The 22,519-nt window shown below is 42.2% G+C and carries 15 protein-coding genes, 1 tRNA gene and 1 riboswitch; of the genes, 13 read left to right on the forward strand and 3 right to left on the reverse strand.

The annotated features are described in order from the left end of the window. Window positions 1-24 precede the first annotated feature (24 nt). From HXT19_RS01760 to HXT19_RS01770, 3 genes are all read left to right on the forward strand, one after another. On the forward strand, window positions 25-5,493 hold the full coding sequence (locus HXT19_RS01760) for a Rib/alpha-like domain-containing protein (protein ID WP_422119750.1): 5,469 nt from the start codon (window positions 25-27) through the stop codon (window positions 5,491-5,493). 95 nt (window positions 5,494-5,588) lie between these two features. Next, complete coding sequence (locus tag HXT19_RS01765) at window positions 5,589-7,520, forward strand: SpaH/EbpB family LPXTG-anchored major pilin (protein WP_257983504.1); 1,932 nt, start codon at window positions 5,589-5,591, stop codon at window positions 7,518-7,520. 305 nt (window positions 7,521-7,825) lie between these two features. Then, complete coding sequence (locus tag HXT19_RS01770) at window positions 7,826-8,923, forward strand: class C sortase (RefSeq protein ID WP_004115651.1); 1,098 nt, start codon at window positions 7,826-7,828, stop codon at window positions 8,921-8,923. A gap of 118 nt (window positions 8,924-9,041) precedes the next feature. Here the strand turns inward: HXT19_RS01770 and HXT19_RS01775 are convergent. Continuing rightward, window positions 9,042-9,115: transfer RNA gene (locus HXT19_RS01775), tRNA-Val, on the reverse strand. A 148-nt stretch (window positions 9,116-9,263) separates the two neighbouring features. Between HXT19_RS01775 and HXT19_RS01780 the strand changes: the two genes are divergently transcribed. The 6 genes from HXT19_RS01780 to HXT19_RS01805 all read left to right on the forward strand — a co-directional run bounded on the left by HXT19_RS01780 (window position 9,264) and on the right by HXT19_RS01805 (window position 15,821). Beyond that, window positions 9,264-10,790: a DivIVA domain-containing protein gene (locus HXT19_RS01780; RefSeq protein WP_004112362.1), complete on the forward strand. Its 1,527-nt coding sequence runs from the start codon at window positions 9,264-9,266 to the stop codon at window positions 10,788-10,790. A 46-nt stretch (window positions 10,791-10,836) separates the two neighbouring features. Next, the gene (gene recO, locus HXT19_RS01785) at window positions 10,837-11,571 is read left to right on the forward strand and encodes a DNA repair protein RecO (protein ID WP_004112365.1); all 735 of its coding nucleotides are present in this window, start codon (window positions 10,837-10,839) and stop codon (window positions 11,569-11,571) included. 121 nt (window positions 11,572-11,692) lie between these two features. After that, window positions 11,693-11,795: riboswitch (TPP riboswitch) on the forward strand. Window positions 11,796-11,830: 35 nt separating this feature from the next. Next, the gene (locus tag HXT19_RS01790; RefSeq protein ID WP_004112368.1) at window positions 11,831-12,451 is read left to right on the forward strand and encodes an ECF transporter S component; all 621 of its coding nucleotides are present in this window, start codon (window positions 11,831-11,833) and stop codon (window positions 12,449-12,451) included. Between the two features lie 190 nt (window positions 12,452-12,641). Then, window positions 12,642-13,565, forward strand: coding sequence for an ABC transporter substrate-binding protein (locus tag HXT19_RS01795; protein WP_009993809.1), 924 nt, complete (start codon window positions 12,642-12,644; stop codon window positions 13,563-13,565). Between the two features lie 126 nt (window positions 13,566-13,691). After that, complete coding sequence (locus tag HXT19_RS01800) at window positions 13,692-14,921, forward strand: phosphotransferase enzyme family protein (RefSeq protein WP_174142745.1); 1,230 nt, start codon at window positions 13,692-13,694, stop codon at window positions 14,919-14,921. A gap of 105 nt (window positions 14,922-15,026) precedes the next feature. After that, window positions 15,027-15,821: an isoprenyl transferase gene (locus HXT19_RS01805; protein ID WP_004112377.1), complete on the forward strand. Its 795-nt coding sequence runs from the start codon at window positions 15,027-15,029 to the stop codon at window positions 15,819-15,821. 26 nt (window positions 15,822-15,847) lie between these two features. On the opposite strand, the gene HXT19_RS01810 is transcribed toward HXT19_RS01805, so the two are convergent. Further along, window positions 15,848-17,077, reverse strand: coding sequence for a M20 family metallopeptidase (locus HXT19_RS01810; protein WP_174142746.1), 1,230 nt, complete (start codon window positions 17,075-17,077; stop codon window positions 15,848-15,850). A gap of 64 nt (window positions 17,078-17,141) precedes the next feature. Continuing rightward, window positions 17,142-17,516, reverse strand: a complete 375-nt coding sequence (locus HXT19_RS01815; RefSeq protein WP_004112383.1) for an MTH1187 family thiamine-binding protein — start codon at window positions 17,514-17,516, stop codon at window positions 17,142-17,144. A 170-nt stretch (window positions 17,517-17,686) separates the two neighbouring features. Between HXT19_RS01815 and HXT19_RS01820 the strand changes: the two genes are divergently transcribed. From HXT19_RS01820 to HXT19_RS01835, 4 genes are all read left to right on the forward strand, one after another. Beyond that, on the forward strand, window positions 17,687-19,207 hold the full coding sequence (locus HXT19_RS01820) for a glycine--tRNA ligase (protein ID WP_009993551.1): 1,521 nt from the start codon (window positions 17,687-17,689) through the stop codon (window positions 19,205-19,207). A gap of 69 nt (window positions 19,208-19,276) precedes the next feature. After that, entirely contained in the window at window positions 19,277-20,431 is a 1,155-nt protein-coding gene (gene dusB, locus HXT19_RS01825; protein ID WP_009993550.1) for a tRNA dihydrouridine synthase DusB, read from the forward strand. Window positions 20,432-20,657: 226 nt separating this feature from the next. Continuing rightward, window positions 20,658-21,860 (forward strand): cell division protein FtsZ, encoded by a 1,203-nt coding sequence (ftsZ, locus tag HXT19_RS01830; RefSeq protein WP_421780507.1) that lies wholly within the window; start codon window positions 20,658-20,660, stop codon window positions 21,858-21,860. 24 nt (window positions 21,861-21,884) lie between these two features. Then, window positions 21,885-22,352: a cell division protein SepF gene (locus tag HXT19_RS01835; RefSeq protein ID WP_004122172.1), complete on the forward strand. Its 468-nt coding sequence runs from the start codon at window positions 21,885-21,887 to the stop codon at window positions 22,350-22,352. Window positions 22,353-22,519: the final 167 nt, after the last annotated feature.

Consider the following 22,519-nt stretch of genomic DNA (forward strand, 5'->3'; position numbering starts at 1 on the left):
TTGAACTTGCGTAAGCAGTTTAGAATGCTTAACGCTTCTGCTTCTTCAGATAGTTGCAGACGTATTCTTTCGAAGCGTTACGTTTTCCGTGCGTTTTTAGCAATGCTCGTTGCCGCCGCCACCATAGTGACAATGCTCATAGTGCCGCCAGTAGAAGAAGCTAAGGGTTATGCAGATGGTAAAGCACCTATTCATGCTTGGTGGAATAGTTTTGGTACAGGCTTTGTGTCTGGTTCTGGCTTTGGAATAGGGGATGCTCCTAGTCAGATTGCTTCTAACGTTGAAGTTGGTCGCAATGTTTATGACTCTTCTACTGGTAGAAATAGAACTCAGATTAAATGGGAAGTGTTCTTCAATACTTACTCTCAAATGTACGAGAGTATTGTAACAGGTGAACCTTATAGCGGTAAGAGAGAAGATAAAGCGTTTGGTGGTAAAAGACCTCTTCTTATGGCTTGGCTTCCAAAAGGTATTGATAGGAAAAGTATAAAAATTAGTAGAAGGAAGTCTGGTAATAGAACTGGTTACCGTAACTATGGCTGCTGGCCTGAAACAGACAAGTGGTATAGCGCGTTTCCAAAAGATAAACAGTTTGATAAAACTGATAACGGTCGTGGATGTAGAGCAATCCAGTATCAAGAGCCTATTGTTACAATTAATAAAACATTAGATGAGTTTGTTAACAGTAGTTCTAGATGGGCTCATTCGTTCGACGGTAATTTGTATGAAGGTAAAGCTGGTAAAGAGGGTGTTGGTAAAGACCAACAGCTATTTAACTCTTATTGGGATAATGCTTTAGGTACTTCCAGACTTACATCGTATTGCGATTCGAACGATAAACATGACATGTGCGAAATTAGAAACTGGAAGAATGATTTCTCTACGGTTCTTGCTGACTGGGAAGTTTCAGGTAATACGGCTTTTCAGTGGAATATCACTGCGTTTGTTGATGAAAGTATGGAAAATCGCTCAGATTTAGTATTGAAGAATCTTCCGTTCTCAGCTGGATGGAACTCTGGCAAAGGTACATATTCCGAAAGCGATTTTGGAGATTTAGAAACGAAGAAAAATGGTGCTGTAGAAGTTAGAAGTAAGTGGACTTTTATTGGACCTTTCGATAGTGATGGCGATGGTATTCCAGATTCTATGGAAGGCTATGACCATAAGAATCCTGACGCTTTGCCTGATTTTAGTAATAGTGATCAGCCGCATACTGTTTTGAATAATATTACTGATCCAAATGGTAAGACTGAAATAAAATATCCTCAATATTCGTCTAGCATGATGAATGATTATGTAAAGAAGTTAAATAATCAGAATTTAAGCTCGGACACTACTTATGGTGGCGTAGAGAATGTGCCTGTTACTACGTATGGTACGCCTGTAACAATTAAGCCGTACGTTAATACTGGTTCTTGGCAGGGATGGGACTTAGGCGACTGGGATGGTCAATATTCTCTACAAAGCCATTATGGCGGTCGCTATGTTGCAGGAAAAGATACTGATACTACTACTAATATTCCATCAGATTTTCCTAACGGCTCTAGTATGAAGTATGAGCTTACTTCTATTCCACAAGGTGTTACGCAATCTAGTAGTTGTAGTACTGGTCAAAATAATTCTGACAAAGGCTGTGTGAGCATAGATAGTAAAACTGGTTATATTACGTATAATCCAGGAAAGTTGGATCGTAATTCTGAAGGTATTACTTTTAAGGTGAAGATTACGCACCCAACTCCTAGCGCTTACCAATACAACTGTAAGTATACGACACCGATGGTTCAGGAAAATGTACCTATAAAAATCAAGGTTGTTTCTAACGCCATGTTGTACAACCCGCAGTACAAGGAAACTACTGTTGCATACGATCCGAATCATAAGAAGTTTAACCCTACTGATAGCGAAGAGCCTAAGAGTGTACGAGCTAACAAAAAGCCGTGGGTTAGAGTAGGTAATCTTCCTAAAGGTTCTACCTTTAAGTTAGAGAAGTATGGTAAATACGGTTCTCCTGTGCTTGATTGGTCTAAGATTGATTCGAAAAATACAGGAAACGGCAAAGTGACGTTTAGCCCGTCTAAAACGCAAGCTGGTAAAAGTGAAAAGACGCCTGTGCTTGTTACGTACCCAGATGGTTCTACGTCTAAAGATAGTGATGCAGGTAATTATGACAAGGTCGTGTATGCTCCTGTTAAAGTTGGTGATTTGCCAATTTCAGGCGGTGACTTGAATCTTGGTTTATATGACGGGAATAGCATAAATAATAATGGTTTCTGGGGCTTTTCCTTTAGAGATAAAACGAATCCTCACGAGATCGATAAGGGTAAGAAAATAGGTCTGTCAGATAAGGATCACAAGAACCCTAATAAGGGTATTGTGTTTGATTCTTGGGCAAAGAATGGTAAAGGTCCTATTACTTTCCGCGTGATATGCCATAGGACTGATGTACCTAATTCTCCGTTCGCGTTGCTTAAGCCTAAAGAAGGAAACAAAGAAGCTAGCGGAGAGATTAACGGCTTGCATTTTGAGGATTTCCGACAGTGGATTCGAGATAACGACAAGCGTTGCAAGGGCAAGGATTGCAGTAACGATAATCTCTACCTTCACTCTAGAGAATACGAAAATGACACTATGGAGCGTTCGCGCGCGATGATTGGTGGCACGCCTAAGGAAGGCGGCTCGTACGAGTGTAAAGTATTCGCTTTCCACGAAAAGTATGATGATAAAAACGATCACGGTGGTTCACTGAAAGCATTTGATGACACGGCGAAAAATGGTGGTCCTACTGAGTATTCAATACTTTTTAATAACTATGAAAGTATTAAAGCAACAACAAAAGGCTCAGAGTGGATTACTGACAGTTTCTACTTTAAAATCAAGCTCAAAGACAACCAAAAGTACAACCCGACTTATGTAAAGATGCCAACTATTCAAGCTGGTAAGTCAATTAAGGATGGTAGGTATAGCAGTCCAACAAAAGACAATATCAGCACTGATCAGCCAAAGAGCACTAAAGATGGAAATGATGTTTCGGAGGATGATCGAGCTAGCATTCTTGTTGGTGACCTTCCTGATGGCACGTGGTTTGAGATTAAGAAGCTACTTAGAAAAGTAGATGACAAAAACCATTCTGATAAGTTTACGTTGCAACAAGAGAAGGAAACTTGGTCTAGGTTTGAAGATAGTGAAGACAACGTTACGCGCGATGAGCACGGCAATACTGTTAAGAAGAGCGGAAAAGTAGTTACTTTAGATCAGCCTAATCGCGAATATGGTTCTGTAACTTTCCACCCAGATAAGTGGCAGTCTGCTGGCGAGTATTGGGCGGAAGTTAGAGTTCACTACCCAGACGGCTCTGTATCAGACGGCGAAGGCTCTGTAAACGAGAAGCACCCTGTGTACGCAAAGGTGAAAGTTACGCCTAAGCCTGGCAATAATAATTTTGGTCTTAACTTGTTTAGGTATACAACGGATTCTCAATACAGAACTATCAGCGTTGAAAATGGCATAAACCTTCATCCAGGAGATTTACTCGCTGGTAACGATCGCCCTATGTTTGATTCTTACTTAACAAACGCTATTGGAAATCTTCATCAGCATATGATTTGCTCAAAGCAAGACAAGAATGGTAAGCAAACCGACTACACGTATGGCATTCTTCCTGGTCATGTTAATAATGAGAAGTCGCAGAAAGATAGCGAAAAAGACGGATTGCGACTTTTGGAACCGCAGACGATTTGGAAGCATTCATCACTTAAGAATCAGTTTGAGTGCAATACTAATGGCAAAAAGTGCAAGTCTGATACTTACTTATACGATGATTGGGTTGATAGCGATAAAAGCTATAACACTTTTGAGCGCACGCACGGATCTTTCGGCGGCGTGGCGCAAAAGACCGGCGACTATGTGTGCAAAGTCTACGTTATAAAGGGCGATCAGAAGAAGTCGGATGCGTTTAAGAAAGCTGTCGAGTCTAATATCAAATCTAAGAAGAACGAAGACCCAGTTACAAGCGTTCTTAACGCTAGAGGTAATCCATATGGCAAAGAAGGCGAAGGCTACAAAATTGGCGCATTCTCTGTTCATATTCATAAGGACAACCAGCTGTACAACCCGACTTATACAAAGATGCCAACGATTTTGGCGGGTAGTACTTTTGACAAGAACCTTAAGAATCACAAGGCTGACATAAGCTCTGACACTCCGCGAAGCAAGAAGATTGTTAAAGACAGCAATAATCATGACGTTAATGCTAACGGCGTTCCAAAAGAGGATTTGGTTAACGTTAAGGAAGGCGCTCTGCCTGCTGGCACTTGGTACGAGATTAAGCGCTTTGTTAAGGCTGGCGATATTAAAAACTCGAAAGCAAAGAGTTTGCCTTGGGCTAACTTTGAAGACGGCGAAGATAACAAAGCTGATGGCAAGTCGGAAGCAGCCAGCAAGGACGCCACCGGCAAAGGCTCCGTCACCTTCCGCCCAGATAAGTGGCAGGATGATGGCGAGTATTGGGCTGAGATTAGGGTTCACTACCCGGATGGCTCTGTTTCGGACGGCGATGACTCCATCAACAAAGATCACCCTATCTACGCAAAGGTTAAGGTTACTAGACCAGATATTAGCGCTGGCGATTTGCATGTTGACGTGTACAAGTACTTTGACCATACAGCGTATAATTCCGATACCAATAAAGGCAGAGTCGACTCCGCAGATAACATTGCGAATGTTGACAACAAGGTTGGCGTTACTGTTATGCGCGGAATCGGCTTGCTGAATGACCTTGGTGTTGACTCATGGTCTACAAATAAGCGCGGCGGCATTACTCTAAGAACGTTGTGCAGGGATGCGAATGAGCCAGCTAAGGGCAGTGGTAATAAGTCTCAGGTTTGGAGCGAAAATCTAAATAAACTGTTCTTTAAGCTTAACGGCGGCGATAGTCAGAAAGTGTGGGGGCATGCGAACTTCCGGCAGCAGGAAACTTGCCGTAAGAACGGTAATAAGGGTGATGGCTGCGTTACTGATGTAGCTAACCCTATGCTTTTTGACAGCACTCGCGGAACTATGGAACGCTCACGCGGATTTATTTCAAACACTAAAGCGCCTACGGAGACTGGAAAATACTATTGTGCAGTGTTTGCGTTGAAGCCAGATGCTTTGACTGAGTACAAGAATGCTGTGAAGAAAGGCACGATTAGTGTTGTGAATAATAGCGATATTGTTAGCGCTATGAGCTTTAAGGGCGAGAGCGGTATTGACTATGCTGCAAAATTCTTCCCAGTGTACGTGGTGAAACCATTCAAATTACCAAAGACGGGCGGCGTGAACTGGAACATGTTTCTTGGTGGTGTTGTGTTTGTTGGCACTTCTCTGATGTTTATTGCATTGTTGCTTGATCAAAGCAAGTGGGGGCGTGCGCTCATCGCTGAGATTATCAAGATTATTAAAGTTTTTATCCGCAAAACCGCTAGAAAATGGCGCATTGAAAGGTGGCGATGCTGATGAAAATTTTCTGCAGCGCAAAAACTGCAGTATCAACGTTCCATGTGCTGGCAATGGCATTGCGTAGTTGCGTTACATAGTGATGTTACATAGCAATGGCAATTATGCCGAAGCATGGTTCGGATTTAATCTTGCTGCGCGCGGCGCAAATCGTAGCCGCCGACAGAGTTCATACAACTTGCAATGGCTCCGCCGACCGTGCGCAACACAAAACAGAAAACTTATCTCTTAAACCTGCTCGAAAGAGCAATAAAAAAGGAGAAATTATGAACAAGATAACAAAGCAATGCGTGGCGGCAATCGCCTCGCTCGCAATGGCTGGCACGCTGTGCGTTGCTGGCGCCGTGGTGGCTGGCAACTCAGCTTGGGCTGTGGATAATGCAGCTGCTGCTAAGGCTCCATGGGAAGATACTACTAAGACTGGTTCCATTACGATTCACAAGAAGGATGATACTTCTGGTACACCTGTTGGTCTTAACGGTGCAACCTTTACAATTCAGAAGGTTTTAAAGATTGGTAATGATAATGTTCCTGATCTTAAGAAGCAAGGGGATTGGATTACTCTTGCATCTAAAGTTAAGGAACTTAACGAAGCTGCGAAAGCTGGTAAGCCTACAGATAAAGTCACGTTTGATACAACGAATTTTGGCACTAATGGCAAGATGGAAAAGGTAACGGCTAAGTCTGGTAGTGAAGACGGCGTGGCAAAGTTCGATAATCTTGCAATCGGCTTGTACTACGTTGAGGAAACTAAAGTGCCAACAGGCTATAGCCCTGAGTTTACTCCATTCTTTATAACTGTTCCGCAAATTACGCGTGAAGATGGTAAAACCACCAACACTTATACATATGATGTAAGCGTTTCTCCAAAGAACTGGAATGCTAATGGTGGTATTACTAAGGATGCTCAAACTAGCAAGATGGTAGGTGCTGGAGACACGCTTCCATATGTGATTACTGCTAAGGTGAAGCTTCCACTAACGCCTGCTATGGATAAAACTAAGTTAGCCAGCTCTAATTTCACTGGCTTTAAGGTTTGGGATGATGCGTTAGCATCCGCATATAGCAACCTTACTAACTTTGGTGATACTGCAACTAATTATAAGGTTCAAGTTGGCGAGTACGATGCTCAAAATAAAACATTTAAGAAAGTTACTAGTGGTACTAATCCTGTAGATCTTACTAAAGGTACTGATTACAATATAGCTGTTAGCGACTCTGATGTTGATAAGGCTGGTACTACTGTTACTCGTAAGCGCATTCTGTTTACATTCGAAGATGCTGGTTTAACTAAGATTGCTAACGCATTTGGAACAACTGCTAGTGCGTTTGCTAGTAAGGATATTCGAGTTCAGGTAACTTTGAATCTTAAGATTAATAAAGATTTTGGTAAAGACACTGTAAAGACTGAACTTACTAACAAGTATGGTTTTAACCCAGGCGGAGACAGCGGTAAGGATACACCTGGTACCGATACCAAGACTGTATTCCACAAGTTCCATGTCTTGAAGTATGACGGCACTGATACCTCAAAGAAGACAGTTCTTTCTGGGGCAGAGTTCAAGGCGTTTGCTGATAAAACCAAGGCTTTAGCGTGCGCAAAAGACACAACTAAGTGCGCTGAAACTAATGGAGCTATGCCTGGCTTTACTGCTACTAAACCAGCTACTGCAGGAACTGCTACTATCACTACAACTGGTAATGATGGCAAGACTTCTGATTATGTTGTAAAGACTACTGATGCGAATAGCAAGATTTATCTTGTTGAGGTTAATGCTCCAAAAGGTTATGTCCGCTCAGAAGATGTTCATGAAGTGGATACTGCTAACGCAAAAGATAATGAATCACTTGAGGTTCCAATTGCTGATGTTCCAACGAGCAATAACATTGAACACTGGTTCAAGCTTCCAAATACTGGTGCTTATGGCGTGATTATATTCGCCATCATCGGTTTGGGCTTAGTTGGTGCTGGTACATTCATGTACATGCGCAATAATCGCAAGAAGGAAGAAGAACAGGCTGCATGATTTGCTCAGTTTGATGAGTAAATCATAAACGATTGAGTCTATAAACGATTGAGTCTGCATAAATTGAGTCTAGGAGCAAAATCCTAGACTCAATCCTATGTGGACTGTTAAAGCAACAAAACCCGTCGTTTTCCCGCTTTTTGTTGTTGATTTTGTGGTTTTAAGCAACATTTTCGGTAAGTTTTTCCCGATTTTGTTGTTAATTTTGCCGTTTTGAGCAACAAAAAGCGCAAAATCCCACTGCGTTTGTAGCAAAATCAAACCAAATATTATCTTTCATTAAATAGCTTTAGCTTGGAGGAGTTATGAGGCTAGCCGATATTAGCAATTTGTGCCGCTTGTTGAGCGAGCGCGCTGTTGCTAAATTGTTTAAGAATAAGGCGAAGCGTACCTCCAGTGTGATTGGCACGAGCAGTGTGGCTGGTGCGAGTGATTTGATAGCGGAAAAGTCGTCAGCAACCGAAGAGCAAACTCCACAATCCAACTCAAGCCAAAAAACACAGAAAAACTTAAAAACACAGAAAACTTTTATACATCGCATAATTGAGCCGATTGCGTTAGTGCTAGCAGGCGTATTGTTCTTCAGCTACCCAGTGGCGTCAACACTGTGGAACAACCACGTGTCTAAACAAATTTCCATAGATTACGACAAAGTAAGCTACAATCAGGCCGCTAGCGTGCGAGAATCTATTCTAAGAAGTGCGCGAAAATACAATGCTCGCAGAAAAAAATTCTTTACAGCCGACCCGTATGACGGCAGTGATAATTACAAAAAAACAGCAGACTATAAGTCATATATCAAACAACTAGACGAACCAATGGGAATTATGGGAATCATAAAAATCCCGAAAATTGGCGTAAAACTACCAATTTACCATGGCACTTCGCGCGATGTCCTAGCTCGCGGAGCAGGACACTTGTATGGCACAGATTTACCTGTGGGCGGCAAAAACAGGCATACCGTTATAACAGCACACACTGGATTGCCTACAGCAACCATGTTTGACGGTTTAATCGACATGAAGCGTGGAGACTACTTCTACATTGATGTACAGGGCGACACGATGCGCTACAGGGTGTTTCGCATTAGTGTTGTAGACCCGCAGGATATCAGTTTGCTGCAGCGTGAGCCTGGGCGCGATTTGGCGACTTTGCTTACATGCACGCCGTATGGTGTGAACTCGCATAGGCTACTGATTACGGGGTATCGCGTGCTGCCGGACCCAGCGCACGCTCCAGAAGATCATCTTCAGTGGCCGCTTTGGATGACGCTGTTTGTAGCTGCTATGATTCTTTCGCTGTTGATAATTTCAATCATGGTAACTGGATACTTGCAAAAGCGTAAGAATAAATCAGATTTGCGCGGCAAGCACATACTGCGCGAGACCTGCCTTCGTGCTTAAAGCGTAACGCGCGAACTATTTTCCCGAGATTGTTTACGTATTTGGTGGTTTTGTGAACAAACGCGGGGAAAAAATAAACAAACATGGGAGAAGTACGCTAACCAAGAAAAGCGGAAAGTGGGCGATGAGGGACTCGAACCCCCGACATCCACCGTGTAAAGGTGGCGCTCTAGCCAGCTGAGCTAATCGCCCGCTTGAAACAAGATACAGTATGGTGTGTACTAGATGCGTGATTCGCGATTTGCGTGTGTCTTTCAGAGTTTGTGTTTTGCGTTTTGAAGCGTCTTAACAATCGCGTAGAGTATATTCAATAATGATATGTTCAGGAGGTCTATTGTTTATGGCAAGTAAACCCGATACTGCGCGTAATTCTTCTGGTATTGAGCGCGTAGGTAAGCGCAAGAAGGGTTACAGCGTAGAGCAAGTTAATGATTTTCTTGAGCGTGCCCATTCTTTGTATGAGTCCGACGACATTCGTCTTACACAAAAAGATATTCAAGACGTGTCCTTCGATTTAGAAGATGAAGGATACGCTATTCCTCAAGTTGATGCGGCTCTTTCTAGGTTGGAACGTGCTGTTGTAGATAAAACAACCGAATACGAAATTTCTCATCGCGGTAGAATCGTTTGGAAAGCACAAGCCGATAGTGAATACCGTGTTTTGCTTAATCATTCTCAGCGTGATTACAAGATGCGTTTTGATTCTGGTCAATCTCGCAAGCCTTCGTATGATAAAAAACAGGTCGATAATGTTGTTAATAAGACCTTAGATAAGATTTCTATTCTTCTTGGATATAAGCCAACGTGGGGTAATAGTTCAAGCGATCTTGATGGCATTGACGCAATGTTTGTTTCTAACGTGTTGTTTACACAGCGTTCTGGTAAACATGGATACGATGAGCGTCAAGTGGATTATTATTTGAACGCTTGCATACGATTGCTTAGTAGGCTTGAATCTTACGATCGTGTTTCTAAGTACCTAGATTTTGATTCTAATGGTGCTGCCGCATCTTCTGTTAACGCAGCATATAGTCAGACGACGCCACAGCCTGTGCAATCTGCAAATCCTATGCCTCCATCTGTTCCCGTTGAGCATAATGCGGATTCGTTTGTAGTAAATCCTGTTCAAAATACTGTTGAAGCAGATAATCCTGTTGCAAATGATATTTTTTCTAGAACTACAGTTGATGAAGTAGATTCGCATCATATTAGTGCAGATAGTGTGCCAGTCGTTGAGCATGTGGCAGATAGTGATAATAGTTCTGCACAGCATATTGAAGATATGCCTCAAGATAGGCAAAGCATTTTCGCACCTGTAGACAACAGTGTTGATAACAATAGTGGTGCTTCTCTTAACGATTTGCACCATGGGGATAGGGCTATTTTTACGCCTCATTCTGCTAATGTAGAGCCTAATGATGATACTGATGACGAGATGTCTCAGGCTTCTACTGTTATGCCTCCTACGTTCCCGCCATCGTATGCTCCGAAAGATTCCTATTCGCAGACTTATACAAGAGACAGTGCTATTCCAGCTGCACCTAGCCAAGATTCTTATAGTCAGAATCATGTTAATGCTGCTAATGCTAATGCTGTTAATACTAAAGATGATGATAAGAATGATTCAAAGAATAGTGCTTCAAACCCTGTTGGTGATTTGAATTTGTCTCTTCTTGCATCTCCTAAATTTGAGCCGTCGCAAAGTCTCAATCTAGATATTCCAGATCTTTCATTCCCAGTTATGAATCATTTTAATGCTTCTTCTGAAGATTTTAATGCTAACAATGCTGGCAATAATGATTCAGATGATTTGGATGATACTGGCGAATCTAATTTCGGTGGTTTTGTGAATCCAAGCCACAACTGATCTATAAAAATACTTTGGATTAGCAGATTAAGAGTTTTTGATTTTCATGCCGTTGTATAACGATGAGGCTGTAGTTCTTAAGACTTTTCCTTTAGGAGAAGCGGATAGAATTGTAGTTATGCTTACTAAAAAGCATGGTAAGATTCGTGCTGTTGCAAAAGGTGTTAGGAAAATAAAATCTCGTTTTGGGGCGCGTTTAGAACCTTTTATGCGTGTGAATGCACTTTTTGCTACTGGAAGAACTTTTGATGTTGTTTCTCAAGCGGTTTTAGTTTCTGCTTATGCTGAGAGTATTTGTGCTGATTATGATTTGTATAGTCGTGCTAGCATGATTGCGGAAATCGCAGATGATTTGGTTTCGTCTTCTGCACAGTATCAGGATTCTTGTATGCAATACAATCTGCTTGTTGCAGCCTTATCTGCTCTTTCTAGGGGATTGCATAGTGCTGATTCAATTGGATTCTCATATGTTTTAAGAGCGTTAAAACTAGCTGGCTGGTCTCCTATGCTTAATGAATGCGTAGTTTGTGCAACTAAAGATGATTTATCATATTTTTCCTCTTGTTCTGGAGGAGTTATGTGTTCTAAAGATCATGATTTGCAGTCAATTAAGTGTAATGGTTTAGCACGTTTTCAAATGATTTCTTTGATTAATGGCGATTGGAAGAATATAGACGGAACAGATATTGATTATTTAACGTATAGATGCGTTGAGCAGTGGTGTGAATATTATCTTGAGCGTCCAATTAAATCAATGCATTTATTAGAAAATAATATGTGATTTAATATAGCTTTTTTAGCGTCTTATTTAACGTTTTTGTGAACGTTTTAGTGAGCGTTTTTGTTAATTTTTTGTTTGAATTTTATAATAATTGTCCTCGCTGTCTGATGCAATAATGATTGATATCAGACACGGGTGCTCTTTCAAAGAGCTGAGAAGATTACTGTCTAACCGTTTAACGTGATTCGGTTAATGCCGACGTACGGAGTTTTCTGCAGGGTCGCCTTTGTTTGATAACTGATAATGAAAGGAGACCCTAATGGGTGCATCTGTTGAAGAAGAAACCGTGCGTCCATCTTTGCGATGGAATGTAGCTGATATTACGCTCACGGTTGTTGTAGCTGTAGCTTCTGGTATTATCTTCTGGGGTATCGGTTTGATTAGCGAGCCTATTTCTGCTGCTCTTAAGCTTATTCCAGTTCCAGGAGTCAGCGCATTGTACTACGGTTTGTTCTATTTTGCTGGTCCTTTGGCTGCTATTATGGTTCGCAAGCCAGGTGCAGCATTGTTCGGTGAGTTTATTGCTGCAATGGTTGAGTTGACTGTTGGAAGCCACTGGGGTGGTATCGGTACCGTTCTTCCTGGATTTGTTCAGGGCTTGTTCGCTGAATTTGCATTCTTGTTCTTCATGTATCGCAAGTGGAATGTTGGCTTAAGCGCACTTTCTGGCGCATTAGCTGGTTTGGGTGGAATCGTTTCAACCTACCCGTTCTACTATGCAGGTGTTCCAATCTTTGGTTCATTCATGGTGATTCACACTATTTGCAGCATGATTTCTGGTGCTGTAATCGGTGGCGTTTTGATGTGGTACTTGTATAAGGGTATTGCTGCCACTGGCGCATTGAGCCGCTTTGCTTCTGGCAAAGAAGTGCGCGCCTGATTTTACGGGTAAGATTACAAGTAAAATCAACTTATAAATTTGATTTGTGGGCGGGGATTAATTACCTCGCCCATTTTTGTAAAGTCGCAAGTTAAATCGCAAGTTAAATCGCAAGTTAAGTTGCAAATAAAAGTCAAAATAAAATCACAAATAATAAAATCACAAATCACTATAAAACAAAGGAGTTAATATGCTAAGAGTACGTCTTGAATATGTGCATCCATGGACGAATCACGCAGGTATGTATCTTGCAAGAAAGCGCGGATTGTATGCACAATACGGATTAGATGTAGAGTTTACAAGCACAGATACAGAGCGCGGCGATGTTCCAGCATGTTTGGAGCGTGGAGAAGTAGATATAGCTCTTGTTCGTTTAAATCAACTTTTGGCTCATCAAAATGGTGCAAACAGGCTAACGTCGTTTGCTGTAATGAATCAATCGCAAATTGGTGGAATCATAACAAATAAAAACACGGGCATTACGCGATTTAAAGATCTAGAAGGAAAGCGCGTAGTAATTCCTATGGGCGTTAAGCGCCTATACACGGAGCTTCAGCAGGCGGTTGCTGCCGACGGCGGCGATTTTAGCAAGCTGATTACAATTGACCCAGGCCCATGGGAGCCAGACATTCGAGCCGTAGAACGCGGAATGTGCGATGCTTTTATTAACGTAGCTTGGTGGGAGCCATACCAGGGTTCGCTTCCATTTGATCAAGTTGTTGTTCTTCCATTCGATTCTATTGGCGTAGCGCCGCATCATTCTTACTATGTTTGCGCTCGCCAAGAGATGATTGAGCGAAATCCGCAATTAATACGTAACTTTGCAAGCGCAACAGTTAAGGGCTATGAGATGGCAGGAAAAGACCCTCAGGCTGGTGTTGATGCTTTGCAGAATGCGCTTTGCCATATTAGCCCAGAGGCTTTGCGTGCCTCGCTAGACGAAGTGATTCCGTCTTGGTACGACAAGAATGGTCGTTGGGGCACGGCAGACATGGCTTTGGTGGAAAACTACACTCGTTGGATGGGTGAAAATGGCCACTTAAGCGTGCCTCTTGATTGCGCGCTAAAAAGTTTAGAAAACGGGTGCGTAACAAACGAGTATTTGCCAGAATAGTCGTTAGTTTTGCATAAGCAAAGTCGCCAGCAGCCGCACATGAGCTAGTTGGCGTCAAATAATTCTGCAAAAAAATGCGCGAAAATCAATGAGCCTGTAACCAAATATCTGTAAATTGGAGCGAATATGGAAAACGAAAGCAACGACCCTCAACTAGATATTGTTGCTCAAAGATGGGCAAATGTTGATTTAGATGAGGCAAATATGGTGTGTTCTCTTTTAGAGGATCCGCTAGAAGCAGATTGCGTTTTAAACCATAGTTTGCGTCCAATGGCTGCAGGTTCATTGCTTCGTGCACATTACAAAGATGATTCGTCAAAGCAATCTAAAAGTTTGGACGTTTATATTAAAAGATGCAGCACAAAAGTGAGGCAAGCGAGTACAATTAGGCCGTATCATCGTTTTGCGGAGCATCTTTTAAAAAATAGAATAAGCACGCCAAAATACTTGTATTTTAATAAAAATAGCGAGACTTCATTATCAGAATTATTAGGAAAAAATGTTCAAATAGACGATATTTACGTAGACGGCACTCTTCTTGTAATAGGCGATTGCGCTTACGAAGTGACCTTAAAAGCTAGCGGAGAAGATAGATACAAAGACGCGTACACTTGGGATCCGCCTAAAACGTGTGAAGAAGCCAAAAATCTTGGAGCAATGATGGCAAAAATCGCCTTAGCTTCACAAAGTTTTGACGAGCCAAATCCTAAGGAAATCAACGCTTTTCAATCAAGATTTAGTCTTTGTGCAAGCAAAGACGTGCAAAATGCTGCAGAAGTTTGGTTAAAAAATAGACCCGATTTAGCGGAATTCTTAAAAGAGCAGAATCGTGATTTTGTAAAAGATTTAAGCGAATTTGCTCCAACATGCAAAAAAATTTACGATTTGGGGTACGCGAATGTAAAAAAGCAGTGGACTCATGGCGATCCGCATATATCTAATTTTATGTGGGAAGGTAGCGCTCCAAGCGCAGTATTTGACTTTGGAATGGCGTATAAAAACACAGCAATCTACGATTTAGCAATGACTTTGGAACGCAACACAATTCAGTGGGTAGATATTGCGAATGGCAAAAAAGATTCATTTAGAACGGATTTAGTTAAGTCAATTTTGCAAGGATATGCTAGCGTTCGGCCATTAACAGATGTTGAAAAAGAGTTGCTTCCGTTTGTTCTTAGCGTAAGTCAAATTGAGCAATGCGTAGAATTTGTAGACTATTATTTAAAGTCAAATGGATCTTACGACTTTAAAATTTGGGGTTACGATACTGGGTTCTTAGAGCACGCTAGATGGTATAAATCTAGTTACGGAGAGCAATATTTAAACGCTTTAATAGAGATTTTGCGAGAAATATAAATATAGAGGATTTTGGCGGATTTTTTTATCTGATTTAGCTGGCTTTTATTAAGCTTTGCAAAACGGGTTTAAGTATTCGTTCAATGGGGTTGTTAGATTTTAACTATGAGTTTTGAAAACGTTGACTACACTTCGTTAAATATTCCAGCAGCTCCATTTAGTGATCCTAGCCGCGTGCCAGATTTTCCTAAAGGTAAAGTTCCTCGCCATGTAGGCGTGATTATGGATGGCAATGGCAGATGGGCTAAAGAGCGCGGAATGATTCGCACCGAAGGGCATAAAGCGGCGGAGCCAGTGGTTTTCGACACTATTGCAGGAGCCATAGAAGCAGGTGTTCGCTACTTGAGCTTGTACACGTTTTCTACGGAAAATTGGAAGAGATCTCCTCAAGAAGTGCATTTTTTGATGGGATTTTCTAGAGATATTATTCACCGCAGGGTTGCGCAAATGAACGAGTGGGGAGTGCGCGTGCGCTGGGCCGGAAGACGGCCAAAATTGTGGAAGTCTGTTATTGACGAGTTGGAAAAAGCTCAAGAGATAACGAAAAATAACACTACGATTGACGTTGTTTTTTGCTTAAACTATGGTGGTCGCGCGGAAATCGCAGACGCTTGCGCGGCAATTGCTAGGGAAGTTAAAAGCGGCAAAATTAAGGGTGATCGCATTAGTGAGAAGATGATTGCTGAACACTTGTATAACCCAGATATTCCAGATTGCGATCTTGTGATTCGCACTTCGGGAGAGCAGCGCACTAGCAACTTTTTGCCTTGGCAAGCGTCTTATGCTGAGCTTGATTTTGTGCCAGAACTTTTCCCAGATTATGGTCGCGAAGCGCTGTGGAGGTCAATTGACCGTTATGCGCATCGCGACCGCAGATTTGGTGGCGTAAAAAACGCTTAAACTTATCTGTTAGTAGAATTAATTTATTAGTCGCAAGCTAGCCAAGCGCAAGCTGCTATAACAGCTGATTCAAGTCCACGATTTAGAGTTGGTTGCAAATCTGGAGCAAAAGCTGGATTGTGATTTCCAGGAGCATTTTTCATGTCTTCAAATCCACCTAATCCCCAGTATGCGTAAGGTGTATTGAAAGCGTTCGCGACTATAGAAAAATCTTCCGAAGCAGAAGCGCGCGAAATATTTACAGAGTCTTCTCCAAAGTATTCATCAAAAGCTTTACGCACGCGCAAAGACGCATTCTTATCATTATTCGTAAGCGGATAGCGGTCATAGTATGTAAATTCTGGTTTCTTAGGACATCTTGCAAGCTCGCACTCTCCACGCACAATTCGTTCAATAGCATTGTATACAAATTTTTGAGTATCTTCGCTATAAGTTCTTGTGTTAATTAAAAGCTCGGCATCATCAGGAATAATATTCGACTTACTTCCTGCATTAAGCGCACCAACTGTAACAATTGCGTAATCTTTAGCTGCAAGTTCGCGAGAAACAATCGTCTGCAATTTCAACACAATAGACGAAGCTAAAACCACAGGGTCAACGCTTAATTCTGGCATAGAACCATGTGAACCTTTACCAAAAATGTGCACGCGAATCGAAGCTGCAGTAGTTAAGAACGCGCCCGAACGAATACCGACTGTTCCTGCAGGAATAGCACCCAACACATGCTGACCAAGGTAAACGTCAGGCTTTGCAATCATGCTCGTAATGCCATTTTCCACCAAGTATTTTGCGCCTTGAGCTGTTTCTTCTCCAGGCTGAAAAACGCCAATGTACGTTCCTCTCCAAGCATCTTTATGCTTGTTAAAAGCCTTCAAGGCGCCAAGTAGGCTGGAAATATGAAAATCGTGACCGCAAGCGTGTGAAACTCCAACCGTTTTGCCATTTTCGTCTTGCGTGCTAACTGTTGAAGTATAATCTTTCCCTGAATTTTCTTTAATTGGAAGCGCATCAATATCCGCTCTCATAGCAACAACAGGACCTTCGCCGTTTTTAATCTCTGCCACAACGCCTGTCTTGCCAACTCGCTTTGTTTCAATCCCAGCCTTGCTAAGAATATCAATAATTGTTTGAGCTGTATGATCTTCTTTCATTGACAGTTCAGGATGTTGATGAAAGTATTTGTATTGTCTTTCTCGTTCTGATTGGGTTTCATCTAAAGCGGATAATATCTTCTGAACTGCCGTAAGTTGCAGCATAAATTCCTGCTTTCTTTTGTTTTATTATAGCTTTGTTGAGTTTTGAGATTATTTGATTTTAGTTTTATTTTTCTTTATTTCGTTCTTCGAGAATCTTGTCTACAAGAGCAGCTTTTGCGTCGATTTGATCGCTAAAACCAGGACGAATGTCTAACTTTAAAATAACGCCTGTGCGATAGCCTTTTTCAACAAGAACCATAGTTGCGTCTTTTACAACGCGCATAACATCGTCGAATTCGCCTTCGATATTTGTAAACATTGCGTTCGTTTCGTTTTTTAATCCAGAATCACGAATCACTTTAACGCAATCTGCTACGTATTCGCTAAGTTCTTCGCCAACTCCGCTAGGAGCAATGCATAATGCTGCAACTGTATTAGTTTTGTGGCAATTCTTGTTATTGCAAGTATCGCAAGTATTGTTATCAGTGTTTTCGCTCATTTTAAATCCTCTCAAAGTGAAAAATATGTGTTGCAAAATTATGCTTACACTTTATTGTATTCGTTTAGCTTATATATGATGCTTATATATGTTGCTTTAGCGTCACAGGGTTTTTCTATAATAAACACCGTTTTCACCCAAATTTTCTAGATTTACGAAAAAGGTGTATTGTGGCTGTTTCAAAGCTTGATGAAGTCGTATCCTTGGCTAAGCGTCGAGGATTTGTGTTCCCAGCTGGCGAGATTTATGGTGGTACGCGTTCTGCTTGGGATTATGGTCCTTTGGGCGTTGCGTTAAAAGACAATATTAAGCGCGAATGGTGGCGTTATATGGTCACTACGCGTGGCGATGTTGTTGGAGTGGATACTTCTGTTATTTTGCCTTCCCAAGTTTGGGTTGCGTCTGGTCACGTTTCTGTGTTCAATGATCCTTTGATTGAGTGCTTGAATTGCCATAAGCGTCATCGTGCAGATAAGCTCGAAGAATCCTATGCCGAAAAGCACGGCGACAAAATGCCAGAAAATGGCTTGAAAGACATTGCTTGCCCAGATTGCGGCACTCGCGGAAACTGGACGGAGCCTCGCGATTTCAACATGATGCTTCGCACGCATTTAGGACCAGTTGAAGACGAAAACAGCTTGCACTACTTGCGCCCAGAAACAGCTCAAGGCATTTTTGTTGACTTTAAGAACGTTATGACTGCTACACGCCAAAAGCCACCATTTGGCATTGCGAATATTGGTAAGTCTTTCCGTAATGAAATCACTCCTGGAAACTTCATCTTCCGCACTCGCGAGTTTGAGCAAATGGAAATGGAGTTCTTCGTAGAGCCTGGAACAGACGAAGCTTGGCATCAATATTGGATTGATACACGCGTAAATTGGTATGTTGATTTGGGCGTAAAGCCTGAAAATTTGCGTATGTATGAGCATCCTAAAGAGAAGTTAAGCCATTATTCCAAGCGCACTGTAGATATTGAATACAAATTCGGCTTCCAAGGATCTGACTGGGGAGAGCTTGAAGGTATTGCAAACCGTACCGACTACGATTTGTCTGCTCACGCTAAGCATTCTGGCGAGGATTTGAGCTACTTTAATCAGGCTACTGGCGAAAAGTATGTGCCTTACGTTATTGAGCCTGCGGCTGGTCTTACCCGCTCGCTTATGGCATTCTTGGTTGATGCTTACGACGTTGACGAAGCTCCAAACACTAAGGGCGGAGTCGACAAGCGTACTGTTCTTAGACTTGACCCTCGCTTGGCTCCTGTTAAAGCTGCAGTTTTGCCTTTGAGCAAGAAGCCAGAATTGCAGGCTGTTGCTCAAGATTTGGCTGCGGATTTGCGCCAGCACGATTGGGTTATTGATTACGATGAGTCTGGTGCTATTGGTCGCCGCTACCGTCGTGAGGATGAAATTGGTACTCCTTTGTGTGTAACAGTTGATTTTGATACTTTGGAAGATCATGCTGTAACGATCCGCGAGCGCGACACTATGCAACAAGAGCGCGTTTCCTTAGACAAGGTTGCAGATTACGTAGCAAGCCGCATTAACGAAAAGCGCGTTAAGTATCCGCAAGGTCCTGTAGAGATTGTTGGTACTCGCGCTGCAGACGGTGGTGTGGATGTTTCTAAAGAAAACGGTGTTGATGAATCGCAGCCTGTAAAGATTGCTCAGGCTGGCGGCTTGTATTAATACTCGTATAGTGAAAAATCGCTAATAAACAAAAACAAAATATATTAAAGTGAATGGAGTTAAAGCAATATGGATTTTTCTATTAAACCAGTAGATTTAGGGAAAATTCATATTGCAACTCCTGTTGTTTTATCTCCAATGGCTGGTATTACTAACTGGCCTTTTCGAGTGATTTGCCGCGAATATGGTCCGGACGGGCTTTACGTAGCAGAAATGATTACAGCTCGCGCATTAGTTGCAAGGAATCCTAAAGCCTTGCGTTTATGCCGTTTTGCGCCTAACGAAAAAGTGCGTTCTTTGCAACTTTACGGAGTAGATCCTTCTATTGTAGAGCTTGCTGCTCGAATTGTTGTTGATGAGAACATGGCGGATCACGTTGACTTAAACTTTGGATGCCCAGTTCCTAAAGTTACAAGGCGCGGCGGCGGTTCTGCTCTTCCTTGGAAAACAGATTTGCTTCAGGAGATTTTGCATCGTGTTGTTTCTGTTTGTGATCCAGCAGGAATTCCTGTTACAGCTAAGTTCCGCGTTGGTATTGACGAAAATCATGAGACTTTTATGCAAGCTGGTCATATTGCGCAAGAAGAAGGATGTGCTGCTGTAACTTTGCACGCGCGTACCACTGCAGAATATTATGGTGGTCATTCTGATTGGAGTCGTATTGCTGAGCTTGTAAATGCTTTGGATATTCCTGTTTTTGGTAATGGCGATATTTGGGGTGCGGATGACGCTCTTGCAATGTTTAAAGAAACAGGATGCGCAGGCGTTGCTATTGGCCGCGGATGCCAGGGGCGTCCTTGGATTTTTGCTGATATTCGTTCTGCTTGCAATGGAAGCGACGATCGCGTTAATCCAAGTCTTGGGCAAGTTTGCAAGGTGATTTTAAGACATCTTGAGCTTTTAGTCGAGTTTTATGATGGCGACGAGCGAATGGCTGTTCATGACTTGCGCAAGCATATTGCTTGGTATTTAAAGGGGTTCCCTGTTGGAGGTGGAACTCGTAAGAATTTTATGGAATGTGAGTCTATTGAGGATGTCCAGCGTAATATTGATGCGTTAGATTCTTCGCTAAAGCTTCCTGAGCAAGTTTTAGACACGCCGCGTGGGCGAGTTCGTTTTGCAAAAAAAGTTCATTTGCCATATGGGTGGTTGGATTCTCGAATAACATCTCATAGTGAGCGTGAGGAGTTGTTTGGCGATGATCCAATGGATGCAAGTTACTAGGTTTTACTAGTGTTTTCTAGGGTTTTTGAGTATATAAAACATAATATAAACTACTGCTTAATATTTTAAACTTTTGTTAATAAAACGCATTAATGATTTGCGTATAGCACGGTGTATTATCGAATCGGTGACATTTTTTCAGTTTTTATTCATAAAACGCCGCCATTATCGAGCGTTTTGCGCTAAAGTAATGCGTAAACGTGCGTGTGAGTGACAGGAGACAACGGTGAGCGAGATTGCCCAGACTGACAATTTCAACGACAAAACCATAATCAAGGTAGTCGGCGTCGGTGGAGCCGGTGGTAACGCCGTCAACCGAATGATCACCGAGGGTTTGCAGAACGTAGAATTTGTGGCTATTAACACTGATGCCAAGGATTTGTTGCGTTCTGATGCTGACGTGAAGATTTCATTATCTGACGCTTCGAGTCGAGGATTAGGAGCAGGTGCTGACCCAGAAAAAGGCGCTAAAGCTGCTCAAGATCATCAATCTGACATTGAAGAAGCATTAAAGGGCGCCGATATGGTGTTCGTAACCTGCGGAGAAGGCGGTGGAACTGGTACGGGTGCAAGCCCTATTGTTGCCCGCGCTGCACACCAGCAAGGTGCTTTGACAATCGCAGTAGTTACGCGTCCATTCGGTTTTGAAGGACCTCAGCGTGCTGCATCAGCAAAACTTGGTATTGAGAATCTTCGTAAAGAAGTCGACGCTTTGATTGTGATTCCAAACGATCGTTTGTTGGAAATTTCAGATCGAACCATCGGAATTATTGAAGCTTTTAAGACTGCAGATACCGCATTGCTTGCAGGCGTTCAGGGTATTACAGATTTGATTACCATGAATTCTTATATTCATGTTGATTTCTCTGATGTTACCGCTGTTCTTCGCGGTGCAGGAACTGCGCTATTTGGTATTGGTGCAGCGAAGGGTGAAGACAGAGCTACGCAAGCTGCAGAAATTGCTATTAGCTCTCCATTGCTTGAAGAAAGCATTGAAGGTGCTCATGGTGCTTTGATCAATATTGCTGGTCCAAGTGATTTGAAGCTTCAAGAAGCAAGTGCAGCAACAGAGCTTGTTCGTAAGGCAATACATCCAGAAGCACAGATTATTTGGGGTCTTTCTTTGGACGATTCTTATGGAGACGAGGTTCGTGTTACTGTTATTGCAGCAGGCTTCGATTCTCATCCTAAGTCTGAAGACAGCAAAGCAGGTGCTTTTGTAGATATGCAGGCAGGAGTCGATTCTGTGGCTCCAGCTCATTCCACTACTGCTGCTCCTTCTAAGCCTGTGGAAACTGTTAAAACCGCTGAACCTGTTTCTTCTATGTTTGATTCTGTTGATCCAGTTAATCAATATCAAACACAGGCTACTCAAGTGAAGCCTCAAGACGAACCAGACGAGCTGGATATTCCTGATTTTCTGCGTTAAGCATAACTAGGGGAGGGCATCTTAATGGCTGGTTTTATGAAGAACATGATGTCTTATGTAGGCATGAGTGATGTTCAGGACGACGATGATTTCGCTGATTCTCAGACACAAGATACTTCGTTTGACAACGACCACAGTGTTGCTCCTATGAGCCTTCATAATGGTGATGCTGCACAATCTGGTAATGGTGCTTCTACTCGATCTAATGCAGGTCGTATGAGTCGCATTACTACGATTCATCCAAAATCTTATGAGGATGCGCAATTAGTTGGAAGAGCTTTAAGGGATGGAACACCAGTTGTCTTGAATCTTACGGGTGTTAGTGAATCCGTTGCATATCGCATAGTTGATTTTTCTGCTGGCGTTGTGTTTGGTGTTCGCGGATCTATCGAAAGAGTAACTCCTAGAGTGTTTCTTTTAAGCCCTTCTCAAGTAAATATAAAAGTTGAAGATGCTCCTAATGGCGGATCTGCTCGCGACTTATTCTCCTAAAGCTAAATAGCATGAGACTAGTCGCAAGCAACCGAACATTCGATTGCTACGCTTAACTTGTATTTAAGGCAGATATCTTTTAGGTATCTGCCTTAAATTTATACTTATTCTGTACTTATATTTTGGTTTACGATTAACTTAGCTATTGTGTAAAATTATTGAAAATA

The sequence above is a fragment of the Gardnerella sp. DNF00038 genome (assembly GCF_049262855.1).
GTDB lineage: Bacteria > Actinomycetota > Actinomycetes > Actinomycetales > Bifidobacteriaceae > Bifidobacterium > Bifidobacterium vaginale.